This window comes from Ancylomarina sp. 16SWW S1-10-2, from assembly GCF_009669305.1.
Taxonomy (GTDB): Bacteria; Bacteroidota; Bacteroidia; order Bacteroidales; family Marinifilaceae; genus Ancylomarina.
The window spans coordinates 18,666-37,669 of sequence record NZ_SADB01000002.1 but is presented as its reverse complement, the minus strand read 5'-3'; the positions used below and the strand labels follow the sequence as shown (position 1 = coordinate 37,669).

17 protein-coding genes are annotated in these 19,004 nt (G+C 33.0%); 11 read left to right on the top strand and 6 right to left on the bottom strand.

The annotated features are described in order from the left end of the window. The first annotated feature begins 27 nt into the window (after positions 1-27). Both EMN46_RS02255 and EMN46_RS02250 read left to right on the top strand, forming a co-directional pair. Positions 28-1,752 carry a tetratricopeptide repeat protein gene (locus EMN46_RS02255; RefSeq protein WP_154199054.1) on the top strand — a complete coding sequence of 575 codons (1,725 nt, stop codon included), beginning with the start codon at positions 28-30 and terminating at the stop codon, positions 1,750-1,752. A 214-nt stretch (positions 1,753-1,966) separates the two neighbouring features. Beyond that, complete coding sequence (locus EMN46_RS02250) at positions 1,967-2,773, top strand: hypothetical protein (protein WP_154199053.1); 807 nt, start codon at positions 1,967-1,969, stop codon at positions 2,771-2,773. Between the two features lie 130 nt (positions 2,774-2,903). On the opposite strand, the gene EMN46_RS02245 is transcribed toward EMN46_RS02250, so the two are convergent. Continuing rightward, a complete protein-coding gene (locus tag EMN46_RS02245; protein ID WP_154199052.1) occupies positions 2,904-3,434 on the bottom strand; it encodes an RNA methyltransferase in 531 nt (176 codons plus the stop codon). A gap of 419 nt (positions 3,435-3,853) precedes the next feature. Between EMN46_RS02245 and EMN46_RS02240 the strand changes: the two genes are divergently transcribed. From EMN46_RS02240 to EMN46_RS02230, 3 genes are all read left to right on the top strand, one after another. Then, entirely contained in the window at positions 3,854-5,740 is a 1,887-nt protein-coding gene (locus tag EMN46_RS02240) for a DUF262 domain-containing protein (RefSeq protein WP_154199051.1), read from the top strand. A gap of 544 nt (positions 5,741-6,284) precedes the next feature. Further along, positions 6,285-6,497, top strand: a complete 213-nt coding sequence (locus EMN46_RS20355; RefSeq protein WP_154199050.1) for a PLD nuclease N-terminal domain-containing protein — start codon at positions 6,285-6,287, stop codon at positions 6,495-6,497. A gap of 225 nt (positions 6,498-6,722) precedes the next feature. After that, positions 6,723-7,406, top strand: coding sequence for a 4-hydroxythreonine-4-phosphate dehydrogenase (locus tag EMN46_RS02230; protein ID WP_154199049.1), 684 nt, complete (start codon positions 6,723-6,725; stop codon positions 7,404-7,406). A gap of 80 nt (positions 7,407-7,486) precedes the next feature. Here EMN46_RS02230 and EMN46_RS02225 read toward each other — a convergent pair whose 3' ends face one another. Beyond that, on the bottom strand, positions 7,487-8,776 hold the full coding sequence (locus EMN46_RS02225) for an arginine deiminase family protein (protein WP_154199048.1): 1,290 nt from the start codon (positions 8,774-8,776) through the stop codon (positions 7,487-7,489). A 408-nt stretch (positions 8,777-9,184) separates the two neighbouring features. Here EMN46_RS02225 and EMN46_RS02220 point away from each other — a divergent pair, with 408 nt between their 5' ends. Then, positions 9,185-9,838 (top strand): DUF4294 domain-containing protein, encoded by a 654-nt coding sequence (locus EMN46_RS02220; protein WP_154199047.1) that lies wholly within the window; start codon positions 9,185-9,187, stop codon positions 9,836-9,838. 1 nt (position 9,839) lies between these two features. Here EMN46_RS02220 and EMN46_RS02215 read toward each other — a convergent pair whose 3' ends face one another. Next, on the bottom strand, positions 9,840-10,415 hold the full coding sequence (locus EMN46_RS02215; protein WP_154199046.1) for a hypothetical protein: 576 nt from the start codon (positions 10,413-10,415) through the stop codon (positions 9,840-9,842). A gap of 216 nt (positions 10,416-10,631) precedes the next feature. After that, positions 10,632-11,285 (bottom strand): isoprenoid biosynthesis glyoxalase ElbB, encoded by a 654-nt coding sequence (gene elbB / locus EMN46_RS02210; protein ID WP_154199045.1) that lies wholly within the window; start codon positions 11,283-11,285, stop codon positions 10,632-10,634. A 161-nt stretch (positions 11,286-11,446) separates the two neighbouring features. On the opposite strand from elbB, the gene EMN46_RS02205 reads away from it, so the two are divergent. From EMN46_RS02205 to EMN46_RS02195, 3 genes are all read left to right on the top strand, one after another. Beyond that, entirely contained in the window at positions 11,447-12,091 is a 645-nt protein-coding gene (locus EMN46_RS02205; RefSeq protein ID WP_154199044.1) for an MBL fold metallo-hydrolase, read from the top strand. Positions 12,092-12,182: 91 nt separating this feature from the next. Further along, positions 12,183-13,097 (top strand): DMT family transporter, encoded by a 915-nt coding sequence (locus EMN46_RS02200; RefSeq protein ID WP_154199043.1) that lies wholly within the window; start codon positions 12,183-12,185, stop codon positions 13,095-13,097. Positions 13,098-13,236: 139 nt separating this feature from the next. Then, positions 13,237-14,904: a nucleoside kinase gene (locus tag EMN46_RS02195; RefSeq protein ID WP_154199042.1), complete on the top strand. Its 1,668-nt coding sequence runs from the start codon at positions 13,237-13,239 to the stop codon at positions 14,902-14,904. A gap of 592 nt (positions 14,905-15,496) precedes the next feature. Here the strand turns inward: EMN46_RS02195 and smpB are convergent. After that, entirely contained in the window at positions 15,497-15,943 is a 447-nt protein-coding gene (gene smpB, locus EMN46_RS02190) for an SsrA-binding protein (RefSeq protein ID WP_154199041.1), read from the bottom strand. Positions 15,944-16,174: 231 nt separating this feature from the next. Between smpB and miaA the strand changes: the two genes are divergently transcribed. Beyond that, a complete protein-coding gene (gene miaA, locus EMN46_RS02185) occupies positions 16,175-17,089 on the top strand; it encodes a tRNA (adenosine(37)-N6)-dimethylallyltransferase MiaA (RefSeq protein WP_154199040.1) in 915 nt (304 codons plus the stop codon). Between the two features lie 23 nt (positions 17,090-17,112). Here miaA and EMN46_RS02180 read toward each other — a convergent pair whose 3' ends face one another. Beyond that, the gene (locus EMN46_RS02180; protein ID WP_154199039.1) at positions 17,113-17,742 is read right to left on the bottom strand and encodes an isochorismatase family protein; all 630 of its coding nucleotides are present in this window, start codon (positions 17,740-17,742) and stop codon (positions 17,113-17,115) included. A gap of 146 nt (positions 17,743-17,888) precedes the next feature. Between EMN46_RS02180 and EMN46_RS02175 the strand changes: the two genes are divergently transcribed. Then, positions 17,889-18,953, top strand: coding sequence for a sensor histidine kinase (locus tag EMN46_RS02175; protein WP_195715162.1), 1,065 nt, complete (start codon positions 17,889-17,891; stop codon positions 18,951-18,953). The last annotated feature ends 51 nt before the right edge of the window (positions 18,954-19,004 follow it).

Below are 19,004 nucleotides of genomic sequence, written 5' to 3'. Positions count from 1 at the left end.
TTACAACAACATATTTAAGTTATTATCATGAAAAGAATCAAGTTTAATCACGTAGCTGCTATACTACTAGCTGGCGCCTTACTTTCCGGATGTGCAGGAATGAGTAAGATGAAAAAAGATGCAAGTGACATTGACTACAATGTAACTCCTGAAATTTTAGAAACACATGCTGCCAAGGTAGATGTTGCAGTTAGCGTAAGAATACCTGCTAACTATTTCAACAAAAATGTAACTTTAGTTGCAACGCCTGTATTAAAATACGATGGTGGAGAAAAAGCTTTCGAACCACAAACATTGCAAGGTGAAAAAGTTCAAGGAAATGCAACTGTTGTACCTTATGCAACTGGTAAAACTATCAATTACAAATCATCTATCGATTACGATAAAGCGATGCGTATTTCTGAGCTTGAAGTAAGAATTACTGCTCAAAAAGGTGAAAAATCTTTAGATTTCGATCCTGTGAAAATTGCACAAGGTGTAATTGCTACTGCAACTCTTGTTCAAAACGATCCTGCTAACATTATTGGTAAGGATGCTTTCCAAAGAATTATTGCTGAAACTAAAGAAGCTGATCTTCATTACCTAATCAACAGCGCTAACGTTCGTTGGTCAGAAATGAGAAGCGAAGATATTAAAGCTTTAAGCGACTATTTCAAAACTGTTGAAGGCGACGCTAAAAAAGAATATAAAGGAATTGAAGTTTCTGCTTATGCATCTCCAGATGGTAAAGAAGATTTTAATGAAAAATTAGCTGGTAAACGTGAAGTTTCTTCTTCTAAGTATGTGAAGAAATCAATGAAAAAAGCAAAACTTGCTGATTACACTAGCGAAGAATTTTTCAAATCGAATATCACTCCTGAAGATTGGGATGGTTTCAAAAAATTAATGCAAGCTTCTAACATTAGAGATAAAGAATTAATTCTACGTGTTCTTTCTATGTACTCAGATCCTGAAGTACGTGAAAAAGAAATCAGAAATATTTCTTCTGCTTTTTCTGAAGTTAAAGATGAAATTCTTCCTCAATTAAGAAGAGCTAAATTCTTAGTTAATGTTGATAACATTGGTAAATCTGACGAAGAAATTAAAAATCTTGTTAAAAATAATCCTGCTGAATTAAACGTAGAAGAAATGCTTTACGCTGCAACACTTACAAAAGTAGCTAGCGAAAAATTAGCAATTTACGAAACAGCTAAAAAACAATTTGCTAGCGATTGGAGAGCACATAACGATGCTGGTATGATTCTTTTTGGAATGGGTAAAACTGAAGAAGCTAAAGCTAACTTCGACAAAGCAGACCAACTTTCTGCTAACAATCCTGTTGTTAAAAATAACTTAGGTGCTATTGAACTAGTAAAAGGTAACACTGCTGAAGCTGAAGTATTATTTGGAGCTGCAACTGGTGCTGGTAAAGAAGTAAACTACAACTTAGGTATCGTTGCTGTTAAAAAAGCTCAATACGATTTAGCTACTCAACAGTTTGGTGACTGCTATGCAGTAAACTCTGCTTTAGCTAACATTCTTGCTAAAAAATACACTGTTGCTCTTGAAAAATTAAACAAGAACACAAGTGACGATGCTATGGTTGACTACCTTAAAGCTATCGTTGGTGCAAGAACTAACAATAATAACTTGATTTTCTCTAACTTGAAATCAGCTATTGCTAAAGATGCTTCTTTGAAAGCTTTTGCTAAGTCTGATCTTGAATTCTATACTGTTTTTGAAAATGCAGAATTCAAAGCTATTGTTGAGTAATTAAACTCATACATAAAGTACACAAAAACGGCTCTTTTCAGAGCCGTTTTTTTTATCCCCCAACATTAATTAAACAGAAGTAAAAATTCAAAACTGGCTTTAAAACATATCACTTTCTAATAGATATTTTTATATCTTACATGCCACTTAAATTTCACCATTTGTTAATAGGAAAGCATCATTTTAAACAAATTGAAATCAACGCAAGTCCAATATGGAAATTACTATCCCCAAGAAACTAACTAATAATTTTCAGAGCCACCTATTCTTTACAGAATTACAAGCCTCTACTAAACGATTGATTCAAGACGAAATTATTCTAAATTTCGAAGAAACTAAACTCATAGAATCCAATCTATTCGCGGTATTAGGAAGCCTTATTATGGATCTTGAAAGGCGTAAGAATAAAGTGCGTTTAATTAATTTCCAAGACTCCATTCTCAACCTTTTTTATACCAAGAAGATGATTAAAGGTGGAATGAAAAAAGATGTATGGAAAAGCCTTATTAAATGTCAGTTTTTTAAAAGTGACGACGAAAGTGAACTAACAGATTACCTAGAAAATAAAATATTCCCTGAACGTCCTGATGTTGCTTTAAACCCACAACTAAAGATGGCAATTGAACTTTGTGTGGCAGAAATATTCAGAAATGCCTTTACGCACAGTAACCGTAAAGAGGTATTTATCTCCCACTACGTATCGGTTCACAACAAGAAGCTTATTATTAGTATTGTTAGTAAAGGAGTAAATATACAGCAGTTGGCTACATCGGTGCTTAAACAAGCTCAAAGTGGCATGGGAGCTATTCAATGGGCTGTTCAATCAGGAACCACATCAAAACCATTTAAACACAAAGGCATGGGTTTATTTACCATTCGTCAGTTTATAGAGCAAAACGATGGCAAAATTCAGATTATTTCGGGGAATGGTGTTTGGAAACAAGTGAAGAAACGACAATTTTCGAAGCTTACTCGCAAAGAGTATCCAGGTACAATTGTAACACTGGAATTCAACGTTTAAACTACAGTCCAAATAAATTTCACGCAAAGCTCGCAGAGAAAAATATATGATAACGCAAAGATTTAACAACAGTAGATTATCTCTTTGCGACATCTGCGAAAAAACTTAGCGCTCTTTGCGAGAAATAAAACTAGTATCTTAATTTCGAGAATAAGTCCCAAAGTACAATACCACAACTTACCGAGATATTGAAAGAGTGTTTGGTTCCAAACTGTGGAATTTCAATGCACGACTCCGAAGCATCAACAATAGTTTGTTGCACGCCTTTTACCTCGTTACCAAAAACAAAGGCATATTTTTTAGCTGAATCAATTTGAAAATCAGGTAATGAAACCGAGTTCTCTGCTTGCTCAATAGAATAAACATCGAAACCCTTAGACTTTAGATCAGCAACTGCATCTTCTGTCTTCTCAAAGTATTTCCAAGCTACAGAATCTTCAGCACCCAAGGCTGTTTTGTGCAAATCGCGATGTGGTGGCGTTGCCGTAATGCCACACAAATAAATAGCCTCAACCAAAAGAGCATCAGAAGTACGAAAGACCGAACCAATATTGTTTAAGCTACGCACATTGTCCAACACAATGATAAAAGGTGTTTTCTCTGCCGTTTTAAACTCATCAATACTTTTGCGATTCAATTCGCTATTTTTCAACTTCCTCATCTTGCTATTTGCTTTTGATTATGGCGCGAATTTAATACTAAAAAACTAAACCACCCTATCTGCCTACAAAAACATGGGAAACACTATCCAAACGATCTCTATATTAATTAGCTTCTCTAATTTTAAAGATTGACAGACTTAACCAAGAATAGCAATCCGAACGAGTTTGTAACCTCTAATGCGAAAAATAAACCTATATAATACCCATAGTCTCAACGGCATTGTCCAACTATGTTTTATCCTTTATTTGTCAGTATATATATCATAAAAGGAAACATAACGAAATCATAATTCTCTTTTTTTATTAACTTCGACAAACGAAAAGATGAAACACTTTTGAGTTGTTATTATTTATATCAAAGAAGCAGAACAATTATCTTATGATAGTTAATTAAGAAATAAACAAAATATATAATACAATGGACAATTACAATTTAGATACAGGGAAACGATATATTAAAGATATTTTTGCTCCAGAATGCTTTTATAATATACCGGAATATCAAAGGCCTTATGTTTGGGGGAGTGACCAACTTACTGCCTTACTTGATGACTTAACATCCGCGATAGAAAATGATGATAATAAGGAGTATTTCTTGGGGTGCATGATATGGAATACTAAGAAGGTAACCACATCTGGAATAGATTATATCTATCAAGATATTCTTGATGGGCAACAAAGATTTATTACATTATTCTTACTTCATGGAGTAATTAGAGATATGTCTGATGATAAACGCTTAAAAAAGAAAGTACTTACTAGATTAAGACAAGAAGAAGACGTTTATGATGGAGTACCAGAAAGAAACCGAATTGTTTTTGAGATAAGAGATGATAAGGATTTCTTAGATAACTATTTATTAGCGGAAGGAGGGACTAATAAAGAAGATGAAATCTTAAAAATATCTGAAACTAAAAAAATATCTAAATCAGTTAAAAATATGGCATTAGCCATTTTATCCATGAGAAAATGGTGGTATGGAGTAAAAAAAATGAAAAGTAACGAAGATGAATATCAAGAATTTATACAACAATTCTTCCAATATCTATCTTCAAAGGTTTTAGTTCTTTATTTAGCTACTCCAAATAATTTAGATGATGCATACAATTTATTCACTGTATTAAATAGTCGAGGTCTTCAACTTCAAGTTAGTGATATCTTGAGAGCTCAAAATTTAAGAATCATTTCTGATAATAAAGAAAGAAAGAAATATGCTGAAAAGTGGGCAAGCTTTGAAGACAATATTGGAGCACCATTCTCTGGATTCGACGATTTTCTTTGGTCTTTAGTTTTTATTAACATGAAATACCGAAGCGATGATAATCAAAGCCTTCCTAAAGCTTTTGAATTTATGTGGAAACGTAATATACTAAAGAAAGGAATCTCAACGTTTGAATTTGTTGAAAGGTATGTGGATCACTACGAAGCCATTACAAATGGAAGTATTACATCGAAATCAACAGGCTGTTTATTCTCTAACTTAAATTTAATTTTAACATCTGTTTTCGGGAATCAATATATGACCCCCTTGATGTATTATAGAGATTGTTTTGGCGAATACAGAATAATCGATTTTATAATTAAATTAGATAACCTTCTTTCTATACCATGGTTAACAGGGAAAAGAACCTCTCAAACTCGTGTTTTTATTCTTCTTAGAAAAATGAGCGAGTTTAAAGGAGAAAATTATGATAATGCATCAGTTGAAACTGCAGCAGATAGATTTTTAGATAGTAAATATTTAAGATATGACTACCAGGATGAAAAAGCTGCTACGAAATTAGATGTAAATGAATTATTCCAAATATTGGATACAGAAAATTGGGGTAATTATGCAGGTACTAGAATTAATAAAACAAGATATCTTCTTCTTAAACTTGATTTATTACTAGGTAACTTTAATACTAGCTTGCAATTTAATAAGCATAATTCTTCAGTAGAACATTTAATACCTAGAAAAATTGCAAATACTTCATGGGATATTAACGAGCAAGAACATGCTGAATGGCTTCATAGATTAGGTAACCTAGTGCTAATTGATCGAAGAAAAAATGCATCCCTCAGCAATCGTATATATTCCGAGAAAAAAGTTAGGTATCAAGGTGCTATAGAAACTAGAGCAAATACTAATTTTATTTTTATGACTAATAGTGAGTGGAATATTCATTCAACAAAACTAAATCATTATCGTGTAATTGAACTTCTTAAGGACTACTATATAGGAAATAGTGTTGAAGCAGTAATCGCTATTAAGAATAAGGTATCAAAGCATGATAGTTCATTAATTAAGATGCCTTTAAACTAAAAACAACACACAATACGCGCTCATATAACATATTCGGGCAGAATGTTTTAGAATATTTTTACTTTTAATGAGCAACGGCAAGATAGCCATTTTGAATAGTTATAGTTAAATGGAATCCTAAAATAGCTACCTTGCCTTTTTATGAATTTTGAAACATAAATCAACTAAGTCTCCTACGTTACATAGGACCACAGTAAACATTATAGAAAAAGCCTGGAGACTTGAAAGGATGCCAATTGATAGAATCACACTTGTTCTTGAAAAGAAAAAAGATTTGAAGAAGCTTTTGAATTACTTGAATGGTACAAATCCTTTAACGATTATCGAGGTTTAACATATGAGTCACAAAAAATGATAGAAAAACGATACGAAAGATTAAATAATAAATTGAATAAAAAGGAATAAAGCACAAAAACACAACAAAAGCTAAATTTCATGGGCGATGATGCGCAGTTAGAAAGCTTTCCAGTTTGTAGCTTAGTTCAAGAAAGAGACTTAAAATCAATAATTATTAATATCTTAAAACAATTTAAAAACTAAATATATGGGACTCGTTACACCAGAATTAGGCACAGCAATTTGGCTAATATTGTTATTACTAACAATGTTATTTCCACTTATCTGTTTAATAAGCATACTCAGGAATAAGTTTAAAAATCAAGACAAACTAATATGGGTTATTGTAGTCATCTTTCTACCCTTTCTTGGCCCATTACTTTATTTAATAATGGGTAGAAACCAACGAATCATCAATTAGAAATAGTTATCACACGATTTCTTAAATGTAGGAAACACATCTTATAGCAATCAATTAAAAGAAAGCCTTGCAAATCACAGATCTGTAAGGCTTTTTCTATAGTATATTATTAGCTTACCAACAAAACACTTCTTCGATTAATTATTGATAAAAATAAATAAAAGAAAACTTAATAAAACATTACTTTTGTTTATACAAACAAACACTAACAAACATAAAGGACAAATGAGTACAAGAAGTATCGATTTTATATTTATGCTGACTAAGGATGATCAGACTGTAACTGATGCAAGAGCATATATAAAAGAAATTGCATCGGAAGGTGTTAAGCATATGGGTTTCAAAGATATTGGTTTACCCTTAAATGAATTAAAAGAAATTACCAAAGATTTAAGAAATGAAGGTGTTAAGGTTTATCTTGAAGTGGTAAGCTTGGATGCTGAGAGTGAAAAACGATCAGCTAAAATAGCCATAGATTTAAACGTTGATTATTTATTGGGTGGAACTCGACCTGAGCTGATTGCTCCAATAGTTAAAGATCACAAGCTAAAATATTACCCTTTTGTTGGGCAAATTGAAAGTCATCCTAGCATTCTTAAGGGTACTATTACCGAGATTGCAAATCATGCACAGCAAATTTCTGCTATAGACGGCGTAGATGGTTTAGATCTTTTAGCCTACCGATTTACAGGTAAAGATGTTCCTTTATTGATTCGTGAGGTTTGTAAAAAATCTACAAAACCAGTTATTGTAGCGGGTAGCATCGATAGCAAGGAGAGAATTGAGGTTGTTAAAACCACTGGAGCTTCTGGCTTTACTGTTGGAACTGCAGCCTTCGGCATGAAATTCCCATCAATAAAAGCAGGCATTGCAGGACAAGTTCAAAGCATCTTAGAAATGAATGCCTAGTAAAATAGAAATAACGAAATAAAAAGAAAGCCTTGCAAATCATAGATCTGCAAGGCTTCTTTTATAGTATATTATTGGGTTTACCAGTTAACCGATTTACGACGAATTGGCATCGTCATACAGCGAGCACCACCACCACCGCGAGGTAGTTCTGATCCTTCAAGTGTAATCACATACTTTTCGTAGTCAGCCAAGTTAATTTTATGACTTATGACATCGTCAGCAGGAATAATATCAAAACCATTCTTATCCATTTCATCCATAGTATGAATGTTACGAGCATATCCAACAACTTTACCTGGACCTACTGCAAAAAAGTTAGCACCTGAATGCCATTGTTCTCTCTCTTGGTTCCAAGGCTCTGTTTTTCCACCACAGTAAATTGGCTTAAGCTCCATACCTAATTTTTTAAGAGCTTGTAGTAAGTTATTCTCATTCTTGATACTTACAACTTTGCCATTCTGAATTGTAATATGAACCGTTTGGTATTTATTTGGACGAATAATCAGTGGCTCATAAACCATACACTTATCCTTATCAAGTAATGTAAACACCATATCGAGGTGAATAAACGACTCTGGATGCGATGGTAACTCCTGAACTAAAATATGACGAGGCTTCTCTTCTTTTTGAGAAAGTAGTTGAGCTAAAATAAAATCGATTCCTTGAGTTGAAGTACGATCACCGTTACCGATAACTAATATATCTTCACGAGCAATTAAAACATCTCCACCCTCAATCGTACAATTAGGATCCATATTTGGATTCTCAATTGGGTTCACCGTTTTTGCTTTGAAACCTGGCGTGTAATCGAAAATAGCCTGCATAATTAATGACTCACGGTCACGAACAGCACTTGCCATTTTACCAATCAAAACTTCATTACCAAGCGACATAGATGCGTCACGAGTAAAGAAAAAATTATGAAGCGGACGCATTGCATAACGTTCCTTACTTAAAAATTTAGTTAGGTTATCGCGTGTTAAGGTTACACCTTCGATCAATAATGAAGCTAAATCTTCAGCCTTTTGATCTAACAAAGTATCTTTAATACAATACGTATTTCCTTTAACAGCAAGTGCAGGCTCTATCTTACAAACCTTATCAATAATAATTTCCTTAACCTTATTATCCTTAAGGATATTTGCTAATAATTCTTTTACCTGATAAGTTTGAGTAATCTCATTCAAAGATTCACTAAGCTGCTTGTATTCTTTTTTTGCTACTGCAAGATTAAGAATATCGCTATAAAGAGCGCGTTCAGCATTTTCAGGAGTCATATTCTCGACTTCCGATCCTGGAGTATGAAGAATAACACCTTCTAGTTCTCCAATTTCTGAGCGAACATCTAATTCTACGTACTTTGTCATGCGTGTTATGTTTTTGTTTCAGTCATTAAATGACTGATGTTTTTGTTGTGTATTTATGCTTAATATTTTGCAAATGAAAGAAAAATAATGTGCATTGGAAAGGATTGTGATAAAGATTTTTCATTCAAAAAAAATTTAACAAGTAAAAGAGATCTATTCGCTCATGCCTAATTACTTAGCTCAAAATCGATAAGCAAAAATTACTGTTATATAGATTATTTTAATATCTTTTTCAAAAATGCTTCTAAACATACGACTATTAGTCTAATAGAAAAAATAAACAAGTCATAATTTAGATTATAAACACCGTAAAAACACATTTTTTTATTTCTATTTCACTGAATCAAATTAAGTCCTTAATCAAATTCGTATTTTAGCAGAAACAAATAGCAGATTTCAAGGTTTATCATGAAAAATAAAGTCCTCATCTCGTTTATTATATCAATTGCATGCTTCTTTGGTGTGCCATCCAACGGGATTGGACAAGTTCTTAGAACAGATAGTCTGGAAATATCGAATAGTATTCTTCATATTGACCTAAAAGAAGTTAAAATAAAAGGGCGAAAACGTAACAAAAGAAAATATTATAGATCGACCCGAAGATATAGACGTACAATTCGGAATATAAGAATCGTTTACCCCTATGCCCAAATGGCAAATCAAACCATAAGAGATCTCAATAAGGAATTGGAATTAATTTGCTCCAAGAGTAGACGTAGAAAACTGATTCGAAAAGAATATAAAGGGCTAATGAAAGTCTACAAAAAACCCATGATGAAACTAAAAATTTCACAAGGAAAACTCTTAATGAAACTTATAGACAGAGAAACGGGCAGCTCTTCTTACAAACATTTACAGGAATTAAAGGGATCGACAACAGCTTTTTTCTGGCAAGCTGTTGCTAGTATGTTTGGCACTTCATTAAAATCAAAATATCAACCCGAAGGTAAAGATTGGATGGTAGAAGAAATTCTTGACCGAATGAGAAAAGGAGAATTATCTCCTCCCCGAAAACTTCGAATAAAACCCCAAGAATACAAACTTAATACGAAGCGCAAGTAAGCTAATTCTTAGAATTCCTCAACTTTGCTATCATAGCATCAACACCAGAATCAAACATACCAATTGTATCGAGGTAATCGGCCGCTTTATCTAAATCTGTATCACTCAAAAATTCTGATAAGATTTCACCATTTGCAATTTTATCGGCTTCAATCGTCATTCTATAATTAATTAACTTCGCCTCAAACGCCTTTTGCCAAGCATAAGTTTTCATTATTATAGCATGAATAACATAAGCAAGAACCGCAAATAAAAGAATAATTGTTCCGAATGAGTGTTTGTCACTTAAAAACAACATAACTAAACCAAAACAAACGGAAGACAAAAAAGCAGAAAGCATCCCCATACTAATTGTTATGTCATTGAAATATTGAGAATAGAGTTCTAACTTCTTTTTAGTAGAAGCATAATAAATTGTCCAAACAAGAAGTAGATTGAGTGCCAATGAATAAAGGATAGCCGCAACCTGTGGCACCGAATTCATGGAGAAAAACACAGCCACAAATAAAGATATATTTGAAAAAATAAAAACATAAATATGATTTGCGCCAACGTCTTTGGTATTCCTATTCTTCATTCTAAATAAATTTTCAATTACAATAAAACGATCTTAAAAGTAAATTAATTCCCTAGAATGACATAATTTCCAGGATATGCATATTAAAATATTTTGTCAATTATGAGAATGTTGTCATTCTGTGAATATTTTTTCGGACATGCTATCTCAGGACGATAAAAAGAGGATGCTAAAGCTATTTTATACATCCTCATTGTTTCCTGAAATTCTTGAAAATTACATCTCCATTAATGTCTTTACAACATTTTCAGCACCTTCTCCAATTTGTGCAATAGTTGCATCAAGCATATAACAAGGTGTTGTAACAATTTTATTCTTAACATCAATCACAACTTCACCATGTCCGGCTTGCTTATGATGAGATCCCATGGCTTCAATAGTTTCTTCAGTTCCCTTATCACTACCAATCGTTACTTCTGATCCGGTAATTACTTTGGCAATTAAGGCCGGTGCAATACAAAGAGCCGCAATTGGTTTCGAAGCTGCATGCATTTCTTTTATAACTCTCTCAACATCAGAATTCACTTTACAATCGGCACCATCAAAAGCTAAAGAACAAAGATTCTTAGCAACACCGAATCCCCCAGGTAATAAAATGGCATCAAAATCATTCGCATTAAATTCTGCCAAATCTTTAATATCTCCTCTTGCAATTCGAGCAGACTCAACCAAAACATTTCTTGTTTCGTCCATTTCCTCACCTGTTAGGTGATTTACAACATGATGTTGATCGATATTAGGTGCAAAAATTTGATATACACCCCCATTTTTAGATATGGCATATAAAGAAAGTGTAGCTTCGTGAACCTCAGACCCATCATATACACCACAACCTGATAATAAAACTGCAATTTTCTTCATTTTTTTCATAATAAGTCAATTTAATATTTTTATATTTCGAGCAGATAAAATATTCATTCTACAGCAATAAAGATAAGTATTATGAGATGTTTTAACCAAAATAGACTAATTCTTTTGTTGACTAAAAACATTAGACTTAGATTTAAAGTTTAAATAAATAATTTGCTGATATGATTACTATACAAACTCTGGTTTTTAACCAATGGCAAGAAAACACTTATTTATTATATGATGAGACAGGAGAAGCTGTACTTATAGACTGTGGTGCTTTTTATCAAGAGGAACACAATAGAATAAAAAGTATCGTAGAGCTAAAAGGACTTAAAATCGTTCATTTATTAAATACACATCTACATATCGATCACGTTTTTGGTAATCAATTTATGAAAGATGAATTTGGTTTATCGACCAAAGCACATAAAGCTGATGAGTTTTTATTAGCTGAAGCGCCTAATTATGGCGTTCGCTTAGGTCTAAATAATGTTGTTGAACCGCCACCAATGGGTGATGCTATTAAGGAAGGAGACATTATTCGCTTTGGAAATTCGGAACTGAAGGTTCTTCATGTTCCTGGTCACTCACCAGGTCATGTGGTTTTTTATAACGAAGCGCAAAAATTCGTTATTGCAGGCGATGTTTTATTCCGCGAAAGTATTGGTAGAACTGACTTTCCTTACGGTAACTTTGACGATTTAGTTACAGGTATTAAAACCAAACTTTTTGTTTTGGATGAAGATGTTATCATTTATCCTGGTCATGGTCCGATAACAACAATTGGCCACGAAAAAAGGAATAACATCTTTTTGAAATCTTAATTGATTTATATTACAAATCTCAAATCAGACATATAGAATTAAATCCCTTCACTACGAAGGGATTTTTCATAGCATATAACGAAGTAAAAGAATGAAAAAACGTCTCCTTTCAACCAGCTTTTTAGCCATAGTTGCCTGTCTACTCTGGGCAACTCCATTTGCCGCCATAAAAATTGGTTTGAAATATACGACGCCTCTTAATTTTGCAGGTCTTCGTTTCTTTATTTCTGGTCTTATCATTCTGCCATTTATTCCCGATTTTAAAACTAAAGTTCAAGCCTTAAGTTCCAAATCATGGAAATTAATTGTTAAAATTGCCATCTTACAAACGACACTTTTATATGGTTTACTCTATACAGGCATTAGTTATTTGCCGGGAGCTTTAGCTGCTATGCTTATTGGAACTCAACCACTATTTGTAGCAGTAATGGCTCACCTTATGATGAAGAATGACAAGATGAGTTGGTCTAAACTTTCATCCATACTTTTAGGAATGCTTGGGGTTTGTATCATTAGTTTAGGCAGATCCGATTTTATTTTCACAACTACAATTCCTTTAGGTGTTGGTATTCTTATACTCAATAATATTGTAGGAAGTACGGGAAATGTAATGGTTGCACGCGATGCGGGAGAAATTCCTCCTCGTATTTTAGCATCATTTTCAATCATTTTGGGTGGACTATTACTCATTCTCATTTCTATTCCCATAGAAAATCCTCAATGGATAATTCAACCAACCGAATATTATCTATCATTAGGATGGCTAGCTATTGTCTCATCTATGGCAATTACCATTTGGTTTGGTTTACTGGGACGCGAAGGAGTCAAAGTCTCCAACCTAAATATATGGAAGTTTATCATACCTATTTTTGGTGCATGCCTCAGTTGGATACTTCTACCCAATGAATCTCCCGATCTGCTTTCTATATTTGGTATGCTTGTAATTGCGTGTAGTTTGTTACTACTAAACTATTACAACAGAAAAAAAGCCAAACTCAAATTGTAAATCATTATTAAACAATTCCACAGTAAAGATTTACTAACAAGCTTTTTGATTTTAATTAACAAATAAAGCATTTTTAAGAAACCTATAATTACTATCTTTAATCGAATAAAAGTTCAGTAAAAAGAATAAAAACTCGATTATGAGAAAACTTGTCAACATATATTTAGAAGATTTAAATGAAAAAAGGTCTTATTCTGTAGGTACAAACCTGCAGACTATTCTTAACGACATATCCCCTCTTTTGGGCACAAAAGTATTAGGGGCAATGGTGAACAATAAATTAAAAGAACTCACCTACGAGATTTATAAACCCAAGAATGTTAAATTTATTGATTACTCCCATCCTGATGGAAAACTTTTGTATTCTCGCTCGCTCACTTTCATTCTCTACAAAGCTGTAAAAGAAGTTTATCCTGATGCAGGATTCCGAGTTGAACATGCCATATCTAATGGCGTATATTGCAGGTTGACAAATAAAAACACCATACTAACCGAAGAAGGTGTACAGCAAATAAAAGCTCGAATGAAAAGTATAGTTGAAGCAGACATGCCTTTCGAAAGAGAAGAAATAGAAACAGAGAAAGCCATTGAACTCTTTGAATCACAAGGATTAACAGAAAAAACGAAACTACTTAGAACTCGAGGTAACCTCTATACTTCAGTATATAAAATAGAATCAGTCGTCGATTACTTCTATGGTTTCTTACTTCCTAGTACAGGGTTTATAGATATGTTCGATCTACTACCTTATTACAATGGAATGCTCCTTTTAGCTCCTGATCAAGATAATCCAACGGAACTAGCATCTACGCTTCCACAAGAAAAAATGCTTCAGATTTTTAGCGAATACAAACGCTGGGGCAAAATATTGGGCATATCAAATGTCGGCGATCTCAATAAAAGTGTCGAAAATAAAGAAATCTCAGAACTTATTAAGATTTACGAGGCCATGCATGTGAAAAAGATTTCTCAAATTGCAGATCGCATTCGTAAAAAATGGAAGAAAATTAAAATAATCTTAATTGCTGGTCCTTCCTCATCAGGTAAAACAACCTTTGGAAAAAGATTGGCTATTCAACTAAAGGTGGCTGGAATTAAACCTATAAACTTATCACTCGACAATTACTTTGTGAATAGAGATCAAACGCCTCTTGATGAAAATGGTGAATACAATTTCGAATCGATAGAGGCTCTTGATGTTAAGCTTTTCAATGAAAACCTACTCGATTTGCTCGAAGCTAAGGAAGTCGAGATCCCAAAATTCTCTTTTGAAAAAGGGGAACGTTATTACGATGGTGAGAAACTAAAAATTAATGGAAAAAACGTACTCGTTATAGAAGGCATACATGCTTTAAACCCAAAATTAACCTCTCTTGTTTCTGATGAAGTTAAGTTTAAGATCTATATTTCTGCCTTAACATCAATCTCCATTGATGGACACAACAGAGTGCGTTCAACAGATAACCGTTTAATTCGAAGAATTGTTCGAGATCATCGTTATAGAAACTATTCTGCTCTCGAAACCATTAAACGATGGCAATCGGTACGTAATGGTGAAGAAAAGTACATATTCCCATTTCAAGAGAATGCCGATGTCATGTTCAACTCAGCATTGCCATACGAACTTGGCGTACTTAAGAGTCATGCCGAACCAATTCTTAAAGAGGTTCAGCCCAATCAAACTGAATACTCCGAGGCTAATCGTTTATTAAAGTTTTTCTCTTATTTTCTACCAATTCCTGACGATGAAATTCCTCCTACTTCCTTAATGAGAGAATTCTTAGGTGGCAGTACTTTTGACTATTAATAAAAAAAACGAATATTAAATCGCGACTATAAACATCAGTTTATGGTCGCTTTTTCATTTTAGAAGAATCAATACTTACAGAATTATCAATCTTTAAAATCATCCATTTTCACCACAAAATTTCTCAAAAAAACAACTAAAGAAAGCAGCTACTGAATGAAACGACCACAAACAGAGATCATTCAAAAATTAACACCTGTAAATCTCTTTTTATTTAAGTTCAAAAAATCATCCTAAGCATACTAAGTCCCATTCTAAATTAGGATTGTTAACAAGTTTATCAATCGTTTATAAGTGGTGATGAAAATTGTTGATAAGTCTTTAATTATCAAAGGCTATTTTAGCCAATTAATAGCTGCATCATAGGAAAAACAAGGGCACACAAAAGTTATCAACAAAATACTAACACTGTTAATATCTTGTTAATATCCAGCAAGTAAGTCGATTTTTAAAACAACTTATTTTTACTAAATTTTAGGGAATAAAAATTCCCATTTCCTGGCGAAAATGGGATTGCAAATATAGCCTTATTAGCTTAATAAAAAAGCTCTATTTAAACTCTTTTTTAAGGAATTTACACCTCACAGCGTAACTACCTCTTCATCATACGATCCATCTCTCTTTTAGAATCTTTTTGTTTCAAACTTTCCCTCTTATCGTAGTTCTTTTTACCTCTACACAAGGCAATTTTCAACTTGGCAAAGCCTTTTTGATTGACAAAAAGACTAAGTGGCACAATAGAAAGACCCGATTCTTTGGTTTTTCTGTCTAATTTGTCAAGTTCTTTTCGATTAAGTAACAATTTACGTTCACGTTTTTCTTCATGATTGTAATAACTACCAAAACGATATTCGGCAATGTGCATACCTTTCACAAACAATTCATTATTCGAAAAATAACAGAACGAATCAACCAAACTAGCTTTACCAGCTCGAATAGATTTGATTTCTGTACCAAACAATTGAATTCCTGCAACGTATTCATCAATGAATTCATATTCAAAACTGGCACGCTTATTTCTTATATTGATTTTTTGCATTTTAAGCTAATTCTATATTTTATTCGTCTCACATTACTTCGAGACTAAAAGTACTCTTAACTCTTTTAAGAGTCAACATCGATTTGCAACAAAGTTAGTATTTATCTCAAAAATATTCGTAGATCAGGACTTAAACCATCTAAATACATATTGATCAAATTTAGATAATGATTCTAATTATTCAGAAAACTTAGCGTAATTTTGTGACAATTCAACAAGAAAGAAAAACTTATGCAATATAATTTATTAGTCGTACTAGGAGCAACAGCAACAGGAAAAACAAGTTTAGCTGTCAATCTTGCCAAAACTTTTGATGCCGAAATCATTAGTGCCGATTCAAGACAAATTTACCGTGGAATGGATTTAGGCACAGGAAAAGACATTGAAGAATATACGATTGATGGACAAAAAATTCCTCATCATTTAATTGATATTGCTGATGCTGGATATAAATATAACGTCTACGAATTCCAGCGCGATTTTGTTGAATCATTCGAGGATATCCAAAAAAGAAATCACCTACCTCTTGTTTGTGGCGGTACAGGTATGTATCTCGAAGCTTGTTTAAAAGGCTACAAACTTATTGCTGTTCCAAAGGATCAAGATTTTCGTGACACCTTATTAGATAAAAGTTTGGAAGAACTAGGTGATATACTTCGAGGCTATAAAAACGTACACAACAACTCCGATCTTGAGACTAAAAAACGTGCTATACGTGCTATTGAAATAGAACGCTACATAAGTTCTCATCCTGAAATTGAGATGAAACATCCAGAACTTAAACCTCTACTTATTGGTATTAAATTCGACCGAGAAAACAGAAGAAGTCGAATATCTCAACGCTTGAAGGAACGACTAGATTCGGGAATGATTGAAGAAGTAAAAGGTCTTATTGAATCAGGCATAAGCCCCGAAGACCTTATCTATTACGGATTAGAATATAAATTTCTAACCAAATATGTCATTGGAGAATTGACCTACGATGAAATGTTCACCCAATTAGAAATTGCCATTCATCAGTTTGCAAAACGACAAATGACTTGGTTCAGAAAAATGGAACGTAGCGGGTTCGAAATCCATTGGTTAGATGGATTTATGCCATTAGACGAGAAAATAAAAACAGTACAAGAGCTTTGGAATGCCTAATATTCCAAAACTCTAATCAACATCTAAATATATTTCTCAATTTCAGAGAATTTTATTTGATTTACACCTAAAGTATCCCATTTTTCGAATGGTAAGGGGATATTGGGTAGCTCTTTTATAGCATCATTAATCACAAACACTTGAATTCCCTGTTTAACCAAACCACAAACCGCACAGTCGACACAAACATTAGTCGTTACACCGTAAACAAAAACTTTCTTTGGAGATAAACTATTTACTAGGCTTAAGGTATTAGGATTACCCTCGAATACATCAAACACATCCTTATAAACCACCAAATTTCGAGACTTAGTCATTACCTCAATTTCCTTACTTGAGTACAACTTATTCCATTCCAATACAGATGGATTTTCTGGTTGTACTTCTACCATATAATCAGCCCCAATTGTATTAGCCATACAGTGTGGTGGAAAAGTTGAAATAAAATCAGGCGTATCCGACAGTTCTTTTGCATCGGCAAAATGGTGATCTGCCGAATTAACAACCTGTATATTGGCTTTTTTTGCAAAAGAAGTTATATGTTTCAGGAGAGGTAAAATTTCTTCAGAACCGGCCACATACAATTTACCCTCTTTATTCATAAAATCGAATTGAGTATCAACATTCCAAAACAAAAGCTCTTTTTCAAACATAACGTGTGATTAATTAGATTCAAACGAAACTAATAAAAATAGTACAAAACACCATCCTTAATAGCCATAATCAATCTTATTTAGATATTTATTTCGTATAGTGCTGATTGTTTTTTATTTTCATGCTGCATTTTGAAACACCTTATATGTCTACTCCAATATTAATGACCCGAAGCAAAAATATTTATCATATCATTTTCTGGTCTGTTTCTCTTTTCTTTTGGCTACTATCGATGTACGTAGCTAGTAATTTTAAAAATGTTCTCACACTAGAAACCATATCTTTAGCAATTGCTTTTAACCTTTGCTTCGCAACAGCAGTTTATGTCAATCTTCGAATTCTAATACCTACATTATTCAAAAAGAAATCATTTATTTTATTCTCACTTGCCCTCATTACATCTGTCGGTTTATCGGCTTTGTTAATACAATTTCTACTTATATATCCCTTAAACAGTTTTGTAGTCAAAGATGACGGATTTAAATCCTTCATTTTTTCTGATTGGTTCAACTTCTTTTTCTTTTCGTTTATTTATGTTGGCGTAACCAGTATTTTTTCTCTAACTAGAGAGTGGTTTATTCTCCAAAAAATATCGAGCCAATTAAAAGATATCGAGAAAGAAAATCTAGAAGCTGAGCTTAAGGTTCTAAAAACACAAATCAAACCGCATTTTTTATTCAACTCCTTAAACAACATTTACTCTTTAGCTTTAGACAAGTCTGACAAAACAGCTGACGTCGTTCTTCAACTATCAGATTTAATGCGATATATTCTTTACGATTGCAATGAGAAACTAGTCGACATTAACAAAGAGCTTGATTTTACTAGAAATTACATCAATCTTCACAAAATAAGATTGGACGAAAACACACCAGTCAATTTAATTATAAATGGTCATTTTGATGGACATAAAATTGCCCCACTACTGTTCGAACCATTTATAGAGAATGCATTTAAGCATGGATTATACGGGAAAAATTCAGATAGTTTTATCAACATCATATTCAATTTTGATGAAAATAATCAGATGGAACTTATTATTGAAAATAGCTACGATGCCAATTGGGAAAACTATAAAAAAGGCAGCGGCGGCATAGGCATTCAAAATGTAGTTAGACGACTTGAACTCATTTATCCTCAGAAACATAAGATAGATATTAACAAAGGAGAAAAGACATTCAAAATCACTCTAACGATTGGACTTTCGTAATTGTTTAAAAAAATGACTAATTTGGTTGACCGATACCGACTAACTTAAGAC